This is a genomic window from Sphingopyxis sp. BE259 (genome assembly GCF_031457495.1).
Classification (GTDB): domain Bacteria; phylum Pseudomonadota; class Alphaproteobacteria; order Sphingomonadales; family Sphingomonadaceae; genus Sphingopyxis.
Map to the genome: position 1 here is coordinate 1,841,817 of NZ_JAVDWM010000001.1, position 16,691 is coordinate 1,858,507.

The 16,691-nt window shown below is 63.8% G+C and carries 16 protein-coding genes; 8 read left to right on the forward strand and 8 right to left on the reverse strand.

The window, feature by feature from the left end:
* The first annotated feature begins 143 nt into the window (after positions 1-143).
* The 7 genes from eno (at position 144) to J2X44_RS08965 (ending at position 6,478) form a co-directional block, all read left to right on the forward strand.
* The gene (eno, locus tag J2X44_RS08935) at positions 144-1,418 is read left to right on the forward strand and encodes a phosphopyruvate hydratase (protein ID WP_310089155.1); all 1,275 of its coding nucleotides are present in this window, start codon (positions 144-146) and stop codon (positions 1,416-1,418) included.
* A gap of 154 nt (positions 1,419-1,572) precedes the next feature.
* A complete protein-coding gene (locus tag J2X44_RS08940) occupies positions 1,573-1,896 on the forward strand; it encodes a septum formation initiator family protein (protein ID WP_310089156.1) in 324 nt (107 codons plus the stop codon).
* Between the two features lie 202 nt (positions 1,897-2,098).
* Positions 2,099-3,169 carry a pyruvate dehydrogenase (acetyl-transferring) E1 component subunit alpha gene (gene pdhA / locus J2X44_RS08945; RefSeq protein WP_310089157.1) on the forward strand — a complete coding sequence of 357 codons (1,071 nt, stop codon included), beginning with the start codon at positions 2,099-2,101 and terminating at the stop codon, positions 3,167-3,169.
* Position 3,170: 1 nt separating this feature from the next.
* Positions 3,171-4,586, forward strand: a complete 1,416-nt coding sequence (locus J2X44_RS08950; RefSeq protein ID WP_310089158.1) for a pyruvate dehydrogenase complex E1 component subunit beta — start codon at positions 3,171-3,173, stop codon at positions 4,584-4,586.
* 114 nt (positions 4,587-4,700) lie between these two features.
* A complete protein-coding gene (locus J2X44_RS08955) occupies positions 4,701-5,336 on the forward strand; it encodes a hypothetical protein (protein ID WP_310089159.1) in 636 nt (211 codons plus the stop codon).
* Between the two features lie 84 nt (positions 5,337-5,420).
* A complete protein-coding gene (gene epsC / locus J2X44_RS08960; RefSeq protein WP_310089160.1) occupies positions 5,421-6,131 on the forward strand; it encodes a serine O-acetyltransferase EpsC in 711 nt (236 codons plus the stop codon).
* Positions 6,131-6,478 carry a DUF2794 domain-containing protein gene (locus J2X44_RS08965; RefSeq protein ID WP_310089161.1) on the forward strand — a complete coding sequence of 116 codons (348 nt, stop codon included), beginning with the start codon at positions 6,131-6,133 and terminating at the stop codon, positions 6,476-6,478. The genes epsC and J2X44_RS08965 overlap by 1 nt, the downstream gene beginning before the upstream one ends.
* Here the strand turns inward: J2X44_RS08965 and J2X44_RS08970 are convergent.
* Together J2X44_RS08970 and J2X44_RS08975 are read right to left on the reverse strand one after the other, a co-directional pair.
* Entirely contained in the window at positions 6,456-7,529 is a 1,074-nt protein-coding gene (locus J2X44_RS08970) for a hypothetical protein (protein ID WP_310089162.1), read from the reverse strand. The genes J2X44_RS08965 and J2X44_RS08970 overlap by 23 nt on opposite strands.
* A 212-nt stretch (positions 7,530-7,741) precedes the next feature.
* A complete protein-coding gene (locus J2X44_RS08975) occupies positions 7,742-8,644 on the reverse strand; it encodes an SDR family oxidoreductase (RefSeq protein WP_310089163.1) in 903 nt (300 codons plus the stop codon).
* A gap of 199 nt (positions 8,645-8,843) precedes the next feature.
* Here J2X44_RS08975 and J2X44_RS08980 point away from each other — a divergent pair, with 199 nt between their 5' ends.
* Positions 8,844-10,202, forward strand: coding sequence for a porin (locus tag J2X44_RS08980; RefSeq protein ID WP_310089164.1), 1,359 nt, complete (start codon positions 8,844-8,846; stop codon positions 10,200-10,202).
* 167 nt (positions 10,203-10,369) lie between these two features.
* Here the strand turns inward: J2X44_RS08980 and phoB are convergent, their stop codons facing one another.
* From phoB to J2X44_RS09010, 6 genes are all read right to left on the reverse strand, one after another.
* Positions 10,370-11,068: a phosphate regulon transcriptional regulator PhoB gene (gene phoB, locus J2X44_RS08985; RefSeq protein ID WP_310089165.1), complete on the reverse strand. Its 699-nt coding sequence runs from the start codon at positions 11,066-11,068 to the stop codon at positions 10,370-10,372.
* Positions 11,068-11,787: a phosphate signaling complex protein PhoU gene (gene phoU / locus J2X44_RS08990; protein WP_310089166.1), complete on the reverse strand. Its 720-nt coding sequence runs from the start codon at positions 11,785-11,787 to the stop codon at positions 11,068-11,070. The genes phoB and phoU overlap by 1 nt, the downstream gene beginning before the upstream one ends.
* 25 nt (positions 11,788-11,812) lie before the next feature.
* On the reverse strand, positions 11,813-12,601 hold the full coding sequence (gene pstB / locus J2X44_RS08995; RefSeq protein WP_310089379.1) for a phosphate ABC transporter ATP-binding protein PstB: 789 nt from the start codon (positions 12,599-12,601) through the stop codon (positions 11,813-11,815).
* An 11-nt stretch (positions 12,602-12,612) separates the two neighbouring features.
* Entirely contained in the window at positions 12,613-13,869 is a 1,257-nt protein-coding gene (pstA, locus tag J2X44_RS09000; RefSeq protein ID WP_310089167.1) for a phosphate ABC transporter permease PstA, read from the reverse strand.
* Entirely contained in the window at positions 13,862-15,238 is a 1,377-nt protein-coding gene (gene pstC / locus J2X44_RS09005; RefSeq protein WP_310089168.1) for a phosphate ABC transporter permease subunit PstC, read from the reverse strand. Before pstC ends, pstA begins: the two co-directional genes overlap by 8 nt.
* 171 nt (positions 15,239-15,409) lie before the next feature.
* A complete protein-coding gene (locus tag J2X44_RS09010) occupies positions 15,410-16,471 on the reverse strand; it encodes a substrate-binding domain-containing protein (RefSeq protein WP_310089169.1) in 1,062 nt (353 codons plus the stop codon).
* Between the last annotated feature and the right edge of the window lie 220 nt (positions 16,472-16,691).

The following is a 16,691-nucleotide window of genomic DNA, read 5'->3' on the forward strand; positions in this document are numbered from 1 at the left end:
GTCTGAATATATAGCAAGGCGCGGCGAATGGTTCCATAGGCCAGCAAAATTCCTATGCATTGTTGCGCTTCCGGCGCCGCGCCGATAACAGGCGGGCGCCATTCTCCACCGGCCTACCGCTGGCCGCCAGCAGGACATCATCCATGACCGCCATCATCGACATTCACGGCCGCGAAATCCTCGACAGCCGCGGCAATCCCACCGTCGAAGTCGATGTGCTGCTGGAGGACGGCAGCTTCGGCCGCGCTGCGGTGCCGTCGGGCGCGTCGACCGGCGCACATGAGGCGGTCGAACTGCGCGACGGCGACAAGAGCCGCTATCTCGGCAAGGGCGTCATCAAGGCGGTTGCCGCGGTCAACGGCGACATCGCCGAAGCGCTGATCGGCCTCGATGCCGAGGATCAGCGCGAACTCGACATGGCGATGATCGACCTCGATGGCACGCCGAACAAGAGCCGCCTCGGCGCCAACGCGATCCTCGGCGTCAGCCTCGCTGCCGCCAAGGCCGCGGCCGATGCGCGCGGCCTGCCGCTCTATCGCTATGTCGGCGGCGTGTCGGCGCGCACACTGCCGGTGCCGATGATGAATATCATCAACGGCGGCGAACATGCCGACAACCCGATCGACGTCCAGGAATTCATGATCATGCCGGTCGGTGCTGGCAGCATCGCCGAAGCGGTGCGCTGGGGCAGCGAGATTTTTCACACGCTGAAAAAAGGCCTGTCGTCAAAAGGTCTGGCGACCGCGGTCGGCGACGAGGGCGGCTTCGCCCCGAACCTCGCCTCGACGCGCGCCGCGCTCGATTTCATCGCCGCGTCGGTCGATCAGGCGGGCTTCAAGCTCGGCACTGATGTCGTCCTCGCCCTCGATTGCGCCGCGACCGAATTTTTCAAGAATGGCAAATATGAAATCAGCGGCGAAGGCCTGTCGCTCAGCCCGCAGCAGATGGCCGAATATCTCGCCGCGCTGGTGAAGGATTACCCGATCAAGTCGATCGAAGACGGAATGAGCGAAGATGATTTTGTGGGCTGGAAGGCGCTGACCGACCTGGTCGGCGACAAGTGCCAGCTCGTCGGCGACGATCTGTTCGTCACCAACCCCGTGCGCTTGGGGCAGGGGATCAAGGACGGCCTAGCCAACTCGCTCCTCGTCAAGGTCAACCAGATTGGCACGCTGTCCGAAACGCTCGACGCCGTCGATATGGCGCACCGCGCGCGCTACACAGCCGTCATGTCGCACCGCTCGGGCGAAACCGAAGATTCGACAATCGCCGACCTGGCGGTCGCAACCAACTGCGGCCAGATCAAGACCGGCAGCCTCGCGCGCTCGGACCGGCTCGCCAAATACAACCAGCTGATCCGTATCGAGGAAGAGCTGGGCGACATGGCGCGTTATCCGGGTGCGGCTATTTTCGCGTAAGGCGAAAGCTACTTTCTATTCGTCACCCCGGCGAAGGCCGGGATCTCGCCGTTGCGTTTTCACACGAGGTTGAGATCCCGGCCTTCGCCGGGATGACAATAATATGTGGCCAGACGCCTTGACGCCATGAATCAACTCTGATTCAAGAGTAGCAATGACGCAGCGCCATAAACTCCGCAAATCGATGAACCGGGCCGTCGGCCCCGCGGTCGCGGTGATCGCGGTGCTGGCGATGATCGGTTACATCATTTTGGGACCGACCGGGCTTTATGCCTGGGGGGACTATGGCCAGTCGGTCGAAAAGAAGCGCGTGATCCTGAGCGAACTGGCCAAGAAGGAAAGCGAGCTGCAAAATCGCGTCAACCTGCTCGACCGGCGGCGCGTCGATCCCGATCTGGCCGAAGAATATGTCCGCGAAAAGCTGGGCGCCTATCACCCCGACGAGGTGATCATTCCGATGGAGCCTGCGGCGAAGTAAGCCGCCTCCCGTCATTGCGAGCGCAGCGAAGCAATCCAGAGCGGTTTACGCCACTCTGGATTGCTTCGCTGCGCTCGCAATGACGGGATAATGCTGCATTCGTAATCGCTCCGTCCGTGCCGCCATGCGGGCGTTGCCAAACCCGGCGTGCGGCCCCTATAGGGAGCCTTGCCGTAAAGGCTAAATGCAAAGGAAACCTCCCTTGGCCAAAGCACCCGCGCGCACACCTGCGGCGCCGAAAAAGACCGCTTCCACTCCGTCGCCCGCGACCAATCGCGAAGGGCCGCGCGATCCCGCCCCCTATGACGCGACCCCGGCCGAGCTGGAGAAATTCTATCGCGAGATGCTGCTGATCCGCCGTTTCGAGGAAAAGGCGGGGCAGCTGTACGGCCTCGGCCTGATCGGCGGTTTTTGCCATCTGTATATCGGCCAGGAAGCCGTCGCGGTGGGCCTCCAGTCGGCGCTCGACGGCGACAAGGACAGCGTCATCACCGGTTATCGCGACCATGGCCATATGCTCGCTTACGGCATCGATCCCAAGGTCATCATGGCCGAACTGACCGGCCGCGCCGCCGGCATTTCGCGCGGCAAGGGCGGTTCGATGCATATGTTCAGCGTCGAGCATAAATTCTATGGCGGTCACGGCATCGTCGGGGCGCAGGTGTCGCTCGGCACCGGGCTCGCCTTCGCGCATAAGTACCGCGACGACGGCGGTGTCGCGATGTCCTATTTTGGCGACGGCGCGTCGAACCAGGGCCAGGTGTACGAGAGCTTCAACATGGCAGAGCTGTGGAAGCTGCCGATCATCTTCGTGATCGAAAATAACCAATATGCGATGGGCACCTCGGTCAATCGCTCGTCGGCCGAGGACCAGCTGTATCGCCGCGGCGAAAGTTTCCGCATCCCCGGTATGCAGGTTGACGGCATGGACGTGCTCGCGGTGCGCGGCGCCGCCGAGGCGGCGCTCGAATGGGTGCGCGCAGGCAAGGGGCCGGTGCTGATGGAGCTCAAAACCTATCGTTACCGCGGCCATTCGATGTCCGACCCCGCCAAATATCGCAGCCGCGAGGAAGTGCAGGCGGTGCGTGACAAGTCCGACGCGCTCGAACATCTGAAAAAGGTGATGCTCGACGCCGGGATCGGCGAGGACAAGATCAAGGATATCGACAAGGAAATCCGCGCGATCGTGGCGGAATCGGCGGACTTTGCCGAAAGCGCCCCCGAACCCGAACTTCACGACCTGTATACCGACGTGCTGGTGGAGCAATATTGAGATGGCCATCGAATTGAAGATGCCGGCGCTGTCGCCGACGATGGAAGAGGGCACACTCGCCAAGTGGCTCGTCAAGGAAGGCGATACGGTGAAGTCGGGCGACATCCTCGCCGAGATCGAGACCGACAAGGCGACGATGGAATTTGAAGCGATCGACGAAGGCACGATCGGCCAGATTCTGGTGGCCGAGGGCACCGACAATGTGAAAGTCGGCACCGTGATCGCGACGATTACGGGTGAGGGGGAAGAGGCGGCTGCCAGCCCCGCCCCCCCATCCGTTCGTGCTGAGCCTGTCGAAGCACCGTCCTTGTCTTCGTCGCCGCCCGAAGAAAAGAGCAGCCCTTCGACAAGCTCAGGGCAAACGGAAGAAAAGGTAGCGAAACCCGCCGCCACCGAACGCGCCTCCGACCCCGCGATCCCCGCCGGCACCGCCATGGTCCGCCTGACCGTCCGCGAAGCGCTGCGCGACGCGATGGCGGAAGAAATGCGCGCCGACGACCGCGTGTTCGTGATGGGCGAGGAAGTCGCCGAATATCAGGGCGCGTACAAAGTCACGCAGGGCTTGCTCGACGAATTCGGTGCGCGCCGCGTCATCGACACCCCGATCACCGAATATGGCTTTGCCGGGCTGGGCGCGGGCGCCGCGATGGGCGGGCTGAAGCCGGTCATCGAATTCATGACCTTCAACTTTGCGATGCAGGCGATCGACCATATCATCAACTCGGCGGCCAAGACCAACTATATGTCGGGCGGCCAGATGCGCTGTCCGATCGTGTTCCGCGGCCCCAACGGCGCGGCGTCACGCGTCGGCGCGCAGCACAGCCAGAATTTCGCGCCCTGGTACGCCAGCGTCCCCGGCCTGATCGTGATTTCGCCCTATGACGCCGCCGATGCCAAGGGGTTGATGAAGGCCGCGATCCGCAGCGAAGACCCCGTCGTCTTCCTCGAAAACGAGCTGCTCTATGGCCGCAGTTTCGACGTTCCCGACCTCGACGACCATGTCCTGCCGATCGGCAAGGCGCGGATTATGCGCGCGGGCAGCGACGTGACCGTCGTCAGCTATTCGATCGGCGTCGGGCTCGCGCTCGAAGCCGCCGACAGCCTGGCGGGCGAGGGGATCGACGCCGAGGTCATCGATCTGCGCACGCTGCGCCCGCTCGACACCGCGACGGTACTCGCCAGCCTCAAGAAGACGAACCACCTCGTCATCGTCGAGGAAGGCTGGCCGACTTGCTCGATCGCCAGCGAACTCGCGATGGTCGCGATGGAGCAGGGCTTCGACGATCTCGACGCGCCCGTGATGCGCGTGTGCAACGAAGATGTGCCGCTGCCCTATGCTGCGAATCTGGAGAAGGCCGCGCTGATCGATGTGCCGCGCGTTGTGGCGGCGGTGAAGGCGGTTCGCAATCGCGGCTAATCGCCCTCGTCATTGCGAGGAGCGAAGCGACGAAGCAATCCAGAGTGGCGTAAACCGCTCTGGATTGCTTCGCTTCGCTCGCAATGACGATGGCGTAGTGATACCGCGCGGCGCATGAGCGTCAACCTCGAAGCTAGCCTTTACCCCGACATCCGCGATCCGCGGGTAATGGTCGCCGTCCCCCGCGAACGGCGCACCGCAATCGCGACGCTGTGGGCGTTCGCCGAGCGGCTCACCCGGCTCCTGATCGACGCGCGCGAACCCTTGATCGGCCAGATCAAGCTCGCCTGGTGGCGCGACATGGCCGCGATGCTGGCGCGCGATCCAGAGGGCTTGCCCAAAGGCGAACCCTTGCTCGCCGAACTGACTGCGACATGGGCCGGGCAGGGGGGGCTCGATACAATTGTCGATGCGGCGGAGGCGATGCTGCTGGCCGAGGATGCCGCCGACCGCCGCACCGCCGCCGCAGATTTCGGCGCACGTCTTTTTGCGCTTTCGGGCGGCGATGCCGACGGCGGTCGGCGGTGGGGGCTGCTGTGGGGCGCCAGCGTTCAGGGAGGGGCGGAGGAAGCGCGCGAGTTGCTCGCCGCCGCGCGCGATTGTGCGCCGCCGCCGCGCAGCATTTTTGCAGCAAGCCGCGCGCTGCTGATGCTCGATCGCTGGGCCGCGACGATCGCTGAAAGTGACGGCGAACGGCGCTGGCGGCGCGAGGGATTGCTGCTGCTGCGGATCGGGCTGATCGGCCGCTGACGACAAAAAATGTCGCGGGGGTGGAAATGCGCCCGTCGAACATCTATCTTGGCCGGTACAAAATAGGGTCGCAGGGGACAGTTTATGTTCAACGGGCTGATCGCCTATCTCGATTCGATCAAGGCGCGCGATCCCGCGCCGCGGTCGCGCTGGGAAATTCTACTCTACCCGGGCCTGGTCGCGGTAGGCATGCACCGCATCGCGCACTGGCTGTTCGAGGCGCGGCTGTTCTTCCTTGCGCGCTTCGTCAATCACCTATCGCGCTGGATGACCGCGATCGACATTCATCCCGGCGCCAAGATCGGTCGCCACCTGTTCATTGATCATGGCTTTACCGTCATCGGCGAGACCGCCGAGATCGGCGACAATGTCACCATCTATCAGTGCGTGACGCTGGGCGGCACCGATCCCGCCAATGGCATCGCGGGCAAGCGCCACCCGACGCTGGCCGACGACGTCATCGTCGGATCGGGCGCGCAGATCCTGGGCCCGATCACCGTCAACCCGCGCGCGCGCATCGGCGCCAATGCGGTGGTCACCAAGGATGTGCCAGAGGGCGCGGTGATGGTCGGCATCCCCGCGCGCTCGACCTTGGTCGATGCCGCCGAATATGCGCGCGAATTCGTGCCCTATGGCACCTGCAACGAAACGTTCGACCCGGCGACGCAAAAGGTCGAGTTGTTGCAATGCCAGTTGGAGCAGATGCAGAAACAGCTAGCGGCGCTGATCGCCGAACGCGACGCCGATGGCGAGGATGAAGCGCCGCGGCGCAAGGGGAGCCGGAAAAGCGCCTGATGGGAACGGTGACGCCTCTGCCGTTCGCGACCAAGGCGATACCGCAGCAGACCGGTTTCGAACGCCCCGAATTGATGCGTATCCTCGACCTCTACGGCCGGATGGTCGCGGCGGGGCATTGGCGCGACTATGCCATGGATTTCCACCGCGACGCCGCCATTTTCTCGGCGTTTCGCCGCGCCGCAGAGCGCCCCGAATATCGCATCGAAAAACGCCCCGCCTTGCGAAGCCGTCAAGGCATGTGGGCCTTGGTCTCCGAAGCCGGGGCGATCTTGAAGCGCGGGGACGAGCTGTCGAACATACTCGCCCCCGTCGAACGCAAACTTATGAAGCTGGTATCGGACTGACGGTCCGCGTCGTCGCCGGCAACTGGTTCGCCAGATTGTCGGGCAGCAACCCGACCACCACCGCGCGCGCATTCTGCCAGAAGGCCGACAGCAGCAGCAGCGCCGAACCGATCACGAACGCAGTCAGCGCGACATTGAGTTCGACCGCGCCAAATTCGCGGAACAACTGGGTTAGTGCGAACAGCACATAGGCGAGCGCGGACACCAGCAAGGCGCGGCGGTCGATCGCCAGCGCGATCAGCCCGAACAGCACATAGATGGCGACGACCATTACTGCCGCGCCGCTGCCGATATCATTGCCTTCGGTGACGCCGAGCAGGTGGAAGATCGGATGCGCGATCATCGGTGCGGCGAGCAGGTGGAGCCAGAAGGCGACGTCGCTGCGCCGCGTCTGACGCACCCGGTCGCTGCGGTCCCACCACATCGCCAGCGCAAACACGCCGATGCCTGCGGTCAGCACCAGCGACATCACCAGCGCGTCGGGGCGCTCCGGCATCCCGGTGATCGACAGCACCAGTGCCACAGCGGTTGCGGCCAGCGCCGCGGTGCCCGCGGCGACGGTGATGGGGACCATGAAACGCTTCCAGTGCGCCCAGGTCGCCGCCGCGGTGATCAGCGCCATCGAACCGAACAGGATCGCACCGACGGTGTCGCCAAGATGATTGCCGAATATTGCTTCGCCATGTTCGAACAGAAAGCCGACCATCGTCGCAAAGACACCGCCCGAAAAGGCGAGGACCAGCACGATGCTGGGCAGCGCCATCCGGCGTTGGCGGGTGAAATATTCGGCCAGGAACCACGCCGACAAGGCGACGAACGCGCCGCCGAGCGCGGTGTGGATCGACTGGCCGATCCACGCGACCGCGACGAGCAGGATGACCGCCGCGATACTGACGAAAATATCATTGAAACCGGTGATCAGGCGGAAGGATTCCTCATCCGCACCGGGGGTGGAGCGGACCGACGCGATGTGCGACCGGAATGCCGTGGCGGCCTCCGGTGTCAAAACCTTCGCATCGACCGCAGCTTGCAGGTCGCTTTCACTATACATCGGGGTCGTCCTTGTTAGACCGATCCCCTTGCCCCGCCGCCGCTATGCCATGGGCGTGTTGCTGTGTCAATACAGTGTGGCGCCTGCATGCGCGAACCAGGTTGTTGCACCACACTTCGTCATGCCGGGCTTGACCCGGCACCCGCCTTTCTTCTCTCAAAGAGAAGGCAGGCCCCGTATCAAGTCCGGGGTGACGATAGAAATAGGGGCGATCACCCCAGCGCCATCAACGCCTTCATGACATTCATCGACTGTTCGCTGCCCGACTGCGGCACGATCTCTCCGCTGCGATCGACAATCTGCTCCCACGCTGCGGCGACGCCCTCAGGGGTGCGCTCGCCTTCGGGCAGGGCGACGCCGGGGGTCATCGTGACATAGGCGGCGTGATACGCGCCCGCGCCTGCACCGATGATCATGTTGGTCGGTGCGTCTTCGCTGACCAGATAGAGCGCAGCAGGCACGACATTTTCGGGGGTGAATTTCTCGAACAATTCGGCGGGAAAAATATCCTCGGTCATCCGCGTGCCCGCGACCGGCGCGATCGTGTTGCAGCGGATGTTATATTTTGCGCCTTCCAGATGCAGCGTCTTGGTCAGCCCGGCGAGGCCCAGCTTTGCCGCGCCATAATTGGCCTGCCCGAAATTGCCGTATAGGCCGGTCGATGATGCCGTCATCAGGATGCGGCCATAGGCCTGTTCGCGCATCAGATCCCAGCACGCCTTGGTGACATTGGCGCTGCCCGACACATGCACCTTCAGCACCAGGTCGAAATCCTCGGGCTCCATCTTGGCAAAACTCTTGTCCTTGAGGATGCCCGCGTTGTTGATCAGGACATGGACGCCGCCCCAGGCTTCCTTCGCCTTGGCGACCATTTCGACCATCTGGTCATATTCGGTGACGCTGCCGCCGTTCGACATCGCGGTGCCGCCCGCGGCCTTGATTTCCTCGACCACCTGCAAGGCGGCGTCCGAATGGCCGGTGCCGTCGCGCGATCCGCCCAGATCGTTGACCACCACCTTCGCCCCGCGCCGCGCCAGTTCGAGCGCATAGGCACGGCCCAGGCCCCCGCCGGCGCCGGTGACAATGGCAACACGCCCGTCAAATTTGATCGTCATGATGGTCTCCCGCATGGGGCTGCCCCCAAAAGGGTTGCCCGAAAAAACTGACACGTCCTTAGCCGCTCACGCTTCGCAGGCAAGGGGGACAAAAAATGACGACTGAAACATAAATGTCATCCAAATGACGTGCATCTGTCACGTAAGCGTCATAGCAGCGCCACCAGTTTGTCACCTTTCCCAACGGAGCAAATCCCTCATGCGCCACGCCCTGACCGCCGCCCTGCTGGCGACGTCCATGTTCTGCCTGCCCACGACCGCGCACGCGCAGGCGATGACGGCTGCCGAAGCGGCGCAGCTGCGAGCCGAACTGGCGGCGTTGAAGGCGCAGGTGCAGACGCTGGAAACCCGGCTCGATGCCGCGACCGCGCAGCCGACGCCTGCGCCTGCGCCGACGACCGTGCCGCCCTCGGTGACCGCCAAACCCGCGACCGAGATCAGCTGGAAAGGCGCCCCCGAAATCAAGACCGCCGATGGCTGGAGCTTCAAACCGCGTGGCCGCGTTCAGCTCGATATGGCGTCGGTCGATGCGCCCGCCGGGGTGACCGGCATCCGCGGCGGCCTCGCGACCGAGTTCCGCCGCGTCTATTTGGGCGTAGATGGCAAGATTCCCGGCGGCATTTCCTACCGCGTCGAGGCCGACATCGCGAACAGCGAGGTCGAACTGACCGACGTTTACATGAGCTATGGCACCGGTCCGCTGACGGTGACCGCGGGGCAGGTCAAACCCTTTTGGGGGCTCGACGACATGACCAGCGACCTGTTCACCAGCTTCATGGAACGCGCCGCGTTCGTCCAGGCGTTCGGCTTCGAACGCCGCGTCGGGCTGTCGGCGCAGTATAAGGGCAAGGCGCTGCTGGTGCAGGGCGGGGTATTCGGCGACAACGCCCGCGACCTGCTCAGCGACAGCAACCAGAGCCTCAGCGTCGACGGCCGCATCGTGTTCATGCCCAAGCTCGGCGAAACGCAGCTCCACCTTGGCGCGTCGGGCCATTGGCGCGACCCAAACGATCCCGCCGCGACTGCGCGCTACCGGGCGCGGCCGTTCGTCCACACCACAGACGTGCGGCTGGTCGACACCGGCTTGCTCGATGTGCAGAGCGAACGCGGCGTCGGGCTGGAAGGCGCGGTGATCGCCGGTCCGTTCCACGTCGCGGGCGAAGCCTATTGGCAGACACTGAAACGCAGCGGAGCCGCCGACCCGACCTTCTTTGGCGGCTATGCCGAGGTCGGCATGGTGCTGACCGGCGGCGACGCGCGCGGATATAAGGATGGCGCGTTCGACCGGCTCAAGCCGTCAAAGCCGATCACCGCGGGCGGCATCGGCGCGATCGAGATCAACGCGCGCTACGACCATCTCGACCTCAATGACGGGCCGATCGTCGGCGGGCGGCAACAGGCGGCGCTGATCGGGCTGGTGTGGGCGCCGATCGACTATATCCGCATTACCGCCAACTACGGCAAACTGTGGATCGACGATGCGCGCGTCGCGACCGCGACGGGGGATCGCGATTATACGGCAGATACGTTCGGGCTCAGGACACAGATCGATTTTTGATCTGCAACGCTGCTTTGGGGTGGGGAGCTGCCATACCCCACCCTCGTCATTCCCGCGAAAGCGGGAACCCAGGGACAGGCCCGCGGACGCACGCTCTGGATCCCCGCTTTCGCGGGGATGACGAATTCAAGAAATGCGGACCATCCGCAATCGGGCGCGTCCAGTCCTTAGCCAGCCTTCCCCGAATCCAGCGCATAACCCGCCGACCGTACCGTCCGGATGATGTCGCTCGTCCCCGGCAGGTTGATCGCTTTCCTGAGCCGCCGGATATGAACATCGACGGTCCGCAATTCGATGTCGCTGTCCTGGCCCCACACGCTGTCGAGCAACTGGCCGCGCGAGAATACCCGGCCCGGATGTTCCATGAAATGGCGTAGCAGGCGGAATTCGGTCGGCCCCATATTCACTGTCTGGCTATTGCGGGTCACCTTGTGCGCCACCGAATCCAGCTCGATGTCGGCATAGGTCAGCAGCTCGCCGGCCAGCGCGGGGCGCAGGCGGCGGAGCACCGCCGACACACGCGCAACCAGTTCGCGCGGGCTGAACGGCTTGGTGACATAATCGTCGGCGCCGGTTTCCAGCCCGCGGATGCGGTCCTCTTCCTCGCCGCGCGCGGTCAGCATGATGATCGGCACGTTCGCCGATTTCGGATTGCGGCGCAGGCGGCGGCACACTTCGATGCCGGGCAGGCTTTCGATCATCCAGTCGAGCAGGACGATGTCGGGGACACGCTCCTCGACCAGCACCAGCGCCTGTTCGCCGTCGGGCGTTTGCCGGACCGAAAAACCCTCGCGTGCGAAATGCCAGACGATGAGTTCGGCGATCGCCTCGTCATCCTCGATCAGCAGCAGGTCGGGCTGCGGCATCAGCCTTGCTCCTGCTCCGCGGCGCCATCTTCGGGCTGCTCGCCGCGCTCGCGTTCCTCCATATGTTCGCCGGTCACGACATAATAGACCATCTCGGCGATATTGGTCGCATGGTCGCCCATCCGTTCCAGATTCTTGGCGACGAACAGCAGGTGGGCGCTTTCCGAAATATATTTCGGATTTTCCATCATGAAGGTCACGAGGGTGCGAAAGATGCTGTTGTAGAAATCGTCGACATTCTTGTCGCGCACCGTCACCCGCACCGCGAGTTCGGCGTCGCGCGCCGCAAAGCTGTCGAGCGCGTCGTGGATCAGTTCGGCGACGATCGACGACATCGACATCAGCAGCGGGATCGCCTCGATCGACCGCGTCTGGTCCATCAGCGCGACGCGCTTGGCGATGTTCTTGGCATAATCGCCGATGCGTTCGACGACCGACACGATCTTCAGCGCCGCGATCATTTCGCGCAGATCATCGGCCATCGGCGCGCGCAGCGCAATCGTCTGCACCGCTAGCTGCTCGACTTCGCTTTCCAGCGCGTCGATCTTCTTGTCGTCGCGCACGACCTGCGCCGCCAGGTCGAGGTCGCCCTTGTGGAGCGCGGTCATCGCCTGGAGCAGCGCCTGTTCGGCGCGCCCGCCCATCTCGCTGATCAACCCGCGCAGGCGGTTGAGGTCTTCGTCGAAGGCTTTGACCGTATGATCGTTCGTTAATGCCATCACTGTCGTCCTGTTGCGCTACGGATCAACCGTAACGGCCGGTGATATAATCCTTGGTGCGTTCCTGCTTCGGGTTGGTGAAGATGTCGGTGGTCTTGCCATATTCGACCAGCGTCCCGAGGTGGAAGAATGCGGTGCGCTGCGACACGCGGGCCGCCTGCTGCATATTGTGCGTGACGATCACGATCGCATATTTGCCGCGCAGTTCGTGGATCAGTTCCTCGATCTTGGCGGTCGCGATCGGGTCGAGCGCCGAACAGGGCTCGTCCATCAAAATGACCTCGGGATCGACGGCGATCGCGCGCGCGATGCACAGCCGCTGTTGCTGGCCACCCGACAGCGCGGTGCCGCTTTCGAGCAACCGGTCCTTGACCTCGTCCCACAGCCCGGCGCGAACCAGCGCGCGTTCGACGATGACATCCAGGTCGGCCTTGCTCGGCGCCAGCCCATGGATGCGCGGGCCGTAACCGACATTGTCATAGATCGACTTGGGGAAGGGGTTCGGTTTCTGGAACACCATCCCGACGCGCGCGCGCAGCTGCACCACGTCCATCGACGGCGCATAGATATCCTCGCCATCCAGCTCGATGCGGCCGGTGACCTTCGCGCTGGCGACGGTGTCGTTCATCCGGTTGAGCGAACGCAGGAAGGTCGACTTGCCGCAGCCCGACGGGCCGATGAAGGCGGTGACCAGGTCGGTGCCGACGTCGATCGACACATTGTTGATCGCCTGTTTGTCGCCGTAGAATACGTCGACGCCGGCGGCCTTCATCTTGGGATCGGCGATGGTTAGATCGTCTTGGGTCGTTGCCATAATCGTCAGACTCACCAGCGTTTTTCGAATTTGTTGCGAAGATAGATCGCAAAGGCGTTCATCGACAGCAGCACGATAAGCAGCACGATGATCGCGGCGGAGGTTTTCTCGACAAAGCCCCGGTCGACTTCGTCCGACCAGAGGAAGATCTGCATCGGTAGCACCGTCGACGGCGAACAGACACCGCCCGGCACGTCGCCGATAAAGGCGCGCATCCCGATCAGGAGCAGCGGCGCGGTTTCGCCCAGCGCGCGCGCCATGCCGATGATCGTGCCGGTCAGGATGCCGGGGAGAGCGAGCGGTAGGACGTGGTGGAACACCACCTGCACCGGGCTGGCACCCACGCCCAGCGCCGCATCGCGGATCGACGGCGGCACCGATTTGATCGCGTTGCGGCTGGCAATGACGATCACCGGCATCGTCATCAGCGCCAGCGTCAGCCCGCCGACCAGCGGGCTCGCCTGGCAGATGCCGAACCAGTTGATGAACACCGCGAGCGCGAGCAGGCCAAAGATGATCGACGGCACCGCGGCCAGGTTGTTGATCGACACCTCGATCAGGTCGGTCCAGCGGTTCTTTGCCGCATATTCTTCCAGATACAGCGCCGCAAGCACGCCGGTGGGGAAGGCGATCAGGAAGGCGATAAAGATCGTCAGCACCGATCCCTTCAATGCGCCCCAGATCCCCGCCACCGCGGGATCGGTCGCGTCGGCGTTCTTGAAGAAAGGCCAGTGGATGCCGGTCGACAGCTTGCCGTCCTTCTCCAACGCATCGACCTTGGCGCCCAGCGCGCCGCGCGCGCCTTCCTTCGCCATGATGTCGACCGCGCTGTCGGCGGGCAATTCGAACACCGTTTCGCGGTCGAGCAGCGCCGGATCAGCCTTGATCGCGCTGCGAACCTCTTTCCAGGCGTTCTCCGAAATCAGCTCCGACCCGCCATCTCCCAGCGCCTCGTCAGCGGCAAAGGCGACGATGTCGGCCAGCCCGGCGTTGGCGATCACCTGATCGGCGTCCGCATCGCCCAGCCGCGCTTTGTCGACGGTCAGCGGCATCGCCTTGAAATCGATCGGCACCGCGACATTGGTATAGGTAAAGCCGCGCGCCCCGTTGCCGACCATCACGAACAGCAGGAACGCGAGGAACGCGCCTGACAGCAGCACCGCGCCCAGCCCGATGAACTTGAACCGGCGTTCGGCGGCATAGCGGCCCGCGATGCGTTTCTGCATCGCCGCGCTTTTCCAGTCGGTCGGGGCGGTATTCCTATTCATAGGCTTCGCGATACTTTTTGACGATCCGCAGCGCGGCGATGTTGAGCAGCAGGGTGACGATGAACAGCACCAGCCCCAGCGCAAAGGCGGCCAGCGTCTTGGCGCTGTCGAATTCCTGGTCGCCGGTCAGCAGCTTGACGATCTGCGCGGTCACCGTCGTGACGCTGGCAAAGGGATTGGCGGTCAGGTTCGCCGACAGGCCCGCGGCCATCACCACGATCATCGTCTCGCCGATCGCGCGGCTGACCGCGAGCAGGATGCCGCCCATCACGCCGGGCAATGCGGCGGGGATCAGCACCTGGCGGATCGTTTCGTTCGGCGTCGCGCCCAGCGCCAGCGATCCGTCGCGCATCGCCTGCGGCACCGCGTTGATGCTGTCGTCGGCCATCGACGACACGAACGGAATGATCATCACCCCCATCACGATGCCCGCCGCCAGCGCGCTTTCGGTCGACGCGTTGGGGATGCCCAACATCACCGCAAATTCGCGCAGCGCGGGCGCAACGGTCAGCGCCGCGAAATAGCCATATACGACGGTCGGCACCCCGGCCAAAATCTCCAGGATCGGCTTGACCCAGCGGCGCACGACCGGCGCGGCATATTGGGTCAGATACACCGCGGTCATCATCCCGATGGGAATGGCGACGATCATCGCGATAATCGCGCCGATCAGCACCGTGCCCCAGAACAAGGGGATGCCGCCGAACGTATCATCGACCGGCGCCCCGCTGGTCGGCGCCCAGTTGGTCCCGAACAGCAGCTCGGCGGGCGAGACCAGCTGAAAGAAGCGGATCGATTCGAACAGCAGCGACAAGACGATGCCGAAGGTCGTCAAAATCGCGACGAGCGACGCCACCAGCAGCACCGCCATGACGATCCGCTCGACCCGCGTCCGCGCCCGGAAATCGGGTTTGATGCGGGTAAAGGCATAGAGCCCGCCCGCCAGCGCCAGCGCCAGCATCGCCGCAATCCCGATCCACGCATATTTGTGCGCCGCATCGGCATAGGGCTGGACCAACGGCGCCGCGGCGGGCAGCCGCACCGCCTCCTGCTGCCCCAGCGCCACGCTGCGCGCATCGGACAAGATCGCCCCGCGCTCGAACCCGAACGACGGCAGCGATTGCGCTGCCTCGCTCGCCAGCACCTGATTGGTGATCAGCCCCGGGGACACCGACGACCACACCGCCAGAAACAGCGCCGCGGGCGCGAACAGCCACAGAGCGACATACCAGCCATGATATTGCGGCCGCGAATGCAGCTTGGTCCCCGCGCGCCCCGCCAGCAGGTTCGACCGCTGCCGCCCGGCAATCCAGCCGATCAGCGCAAGGCCCGCGATGAGCAATAACAGGGCGGCGGCGTTGAAGGTCACTTGGTCCTCATCCGGCTATAACCTTCGTCATTGCGAGCGAAGCGAAGCAATCCAGGGCGGTTTACGCAAACTCTGGATTGCCGCGTCGCTACGCTCCTCGCAATGACGACCAAGAAAAAACCGGTGACCGGCACGGGCCGAAACCCGCCCCGGTCACCAGCGGGGGGAAACTTACTTCAGCTCGGCACCGTTCAGCACCGTCATGCCCGTGCCGTTCGCCGCGGCCACATCCGCAATCGCCTTTGGCGAAACGATCAGCCCCTTGGCGTTCAGATAGCCGCCGTCGCTCGCGCCCTTCAGGAACTCGGCGACAAACTCGGCCAGCCCGGGGACGACGCCGACATGCGCTTTCTTGATATAGATGAACAGCGGGCGCGAACCCGGATAGCTGCCGTCGGCGATCGCGGCATAGCTGGGCGCGACGCCCTGCACCGGCACCGCCTTGATCTTGTCCTTGTTCGCATCGAGATACGAAAAGCCAAAGATGCCCAGGCTGGTCGGGTTCTTGTCGAGCTTCGAGATGATGAGGTTATCATTCTCGCCCTGCTCGACATAGAAGGGCGCACCGCGCAGCGCGGTGCAGGTCGCCTCATGCTTGTCCTTGTCGCTGTCCTTCAGCGCCTTCATTTCGGGGTTCGCATCGCAGCCGCGGCCCAGGATCAGCTCCTTGAACGCGTCATAGGTACCGCTGGTCGACGGCGGGCCGAACACCGAAATGGCGACGGCGGGCAGCGCCGGGTTTACGTCTTTCCACGTCTTGGCGGTGTTGGGCTTGCCATAGGGGTTCGCGGCCAGCGCCTTGTACACATCTTCTTCGGTCAGTTTGAAGCCAGGGCCGCGCGTTGCTTCGCCCAGCGCGATGCCGTCGATGCCGATCTGGACTTCGACGATATCCTTGACGCCATTGGCAACGCAGGTGTCGAATTCCTTTTTCTTGATCCGGCGCGATGCGTTGGCGATGTCGGGGGTGTCGCCGCCGACGCCCGAACAGAAACGCTCGAAACCGCCACCGGTGCCGGTGCTGTCGATCTTCGGCGTCTTGTTGCCCGTCGCTTCGGCGAATTTTTCACCGACCGCAGTGGCAAAGGGATAGACCGTCGACGATCCGACGGCGCTAATATAATCGCGCGCGCCGCCACCCGACGAAGCCTGATCCTGACAGGCGGAAAGCGCCAGCGCGCACACGGCGGCGCCAACGACGCCAAGGGTGCGGGGCGCGAATTTCTGAGCCATGGAAAATCCTGTTGATGGGGGTCGTTACCGAACCAAGCCACCACCCCCGCGGCGACTCGCTGAGCGCCATTTGGGGGTTTTGTGTGACGTGTTTGTGACAGGGATTGTCATGGAAGTGTCATGGAGTGTCCGGCCACCTGTCCCCTTTGAGGCTTGGTTTGAAATTCATGGAGCTATCAAATCAACCGTGTATTGTTGCTTTGAATTAATGAGGGGAGTC

Coding starts and splice junctions, on each gene's coding strand:
- eno (WP_310089155.1), top strand. CDS start 144: ATGACCGCCATCATCGACATTCACGGCCGCGAAATCCTCGACAGCCGC.
- J2X44_RS08940 (WP_310089156.1), top strand. CDS start 1,573: ATGACGCAGCGCCATAAACTCCGCAAATCGATGAACCGGGCCGTCGGC.
- J2X44_RS08950 (WP_310089158.1), top strand. CDS start 3,171: ATGGCCATCGAATTGAAGATGCCGGCGCTGTCGCCGACGATGGAAGAG.
- J2X44_RS08955 (WP_310089159.1), top strand. CDS start 4,701: ATGAGCGTCAACCTCGAAGCTAGCCTTTACCCCGACATCCGCGATCCG.
- epsC (WP_310089160.1), top strand. CDS start 5,421: ATGTTCAACGGGCTGATCGCCTATCTCGATTCGATCAAGGCGCGCGAT.
- J2X44_RS08965 (WP_310089161.1), top strand. CDS start 6,131: ATGGGAACGGTGACGCCTCTGCCGTTCGCGACCAAGGCGATACCGCAG.
- J2X44_RS08970 (WP_310089162.1), bottom strand. CDS start 7,529: ATGTATAGTGAAAGCGACCTGCAAGCTGCGGTCGATGCGAAGGTTTTG.
- J2X44_RS08975 (WP_310089163.1), bottom strand. CDS start 8,644: ATGACGATCAAATTTGACGGGCGTGTTGCCATTGTCACCGGCGCCGGC.
- J2X44_RS08980 (WP_310089164.1), top strand. CDS start 8,844: ATGCGCCACGCCCTGACCGCCGCCCTGCTGGCGACGTCCATGTTCTGC.
- phoB (WP_310089165.1), bottom strand. CDS start 11,068: ATGCCGCAGCCCGACCTGCTGCTGATCGAGGATGACGAGGCGATCGCC.
- phoU (WP_310089166.1), bottom strand. CDS start 11,787: ATGGCATTAACGAACGATCATACGGTCAAAGCCTTCGACGAAGACCTC.
- pstB (WP_310089379.1), bottom strand. CDS start 12,601: ATGGCAACGACCCAAGACGATCTAACCATCGCCGATCCCAAGATGAAG.
- pstA (WP_310089167.1), bottom strand. CDS start 13,869: ATGAATAGGAATACCGCCCCGACCGACTGGAAAAGCGCGGCGATGCAG.
- J2X44_RS09010 (WP_310089169.1), bottom strand. CDS start 16,471: ATGGCTCAGAAATTCGCGCCCCGCACCCTTGGCGTCGTTGGCGCCGCC.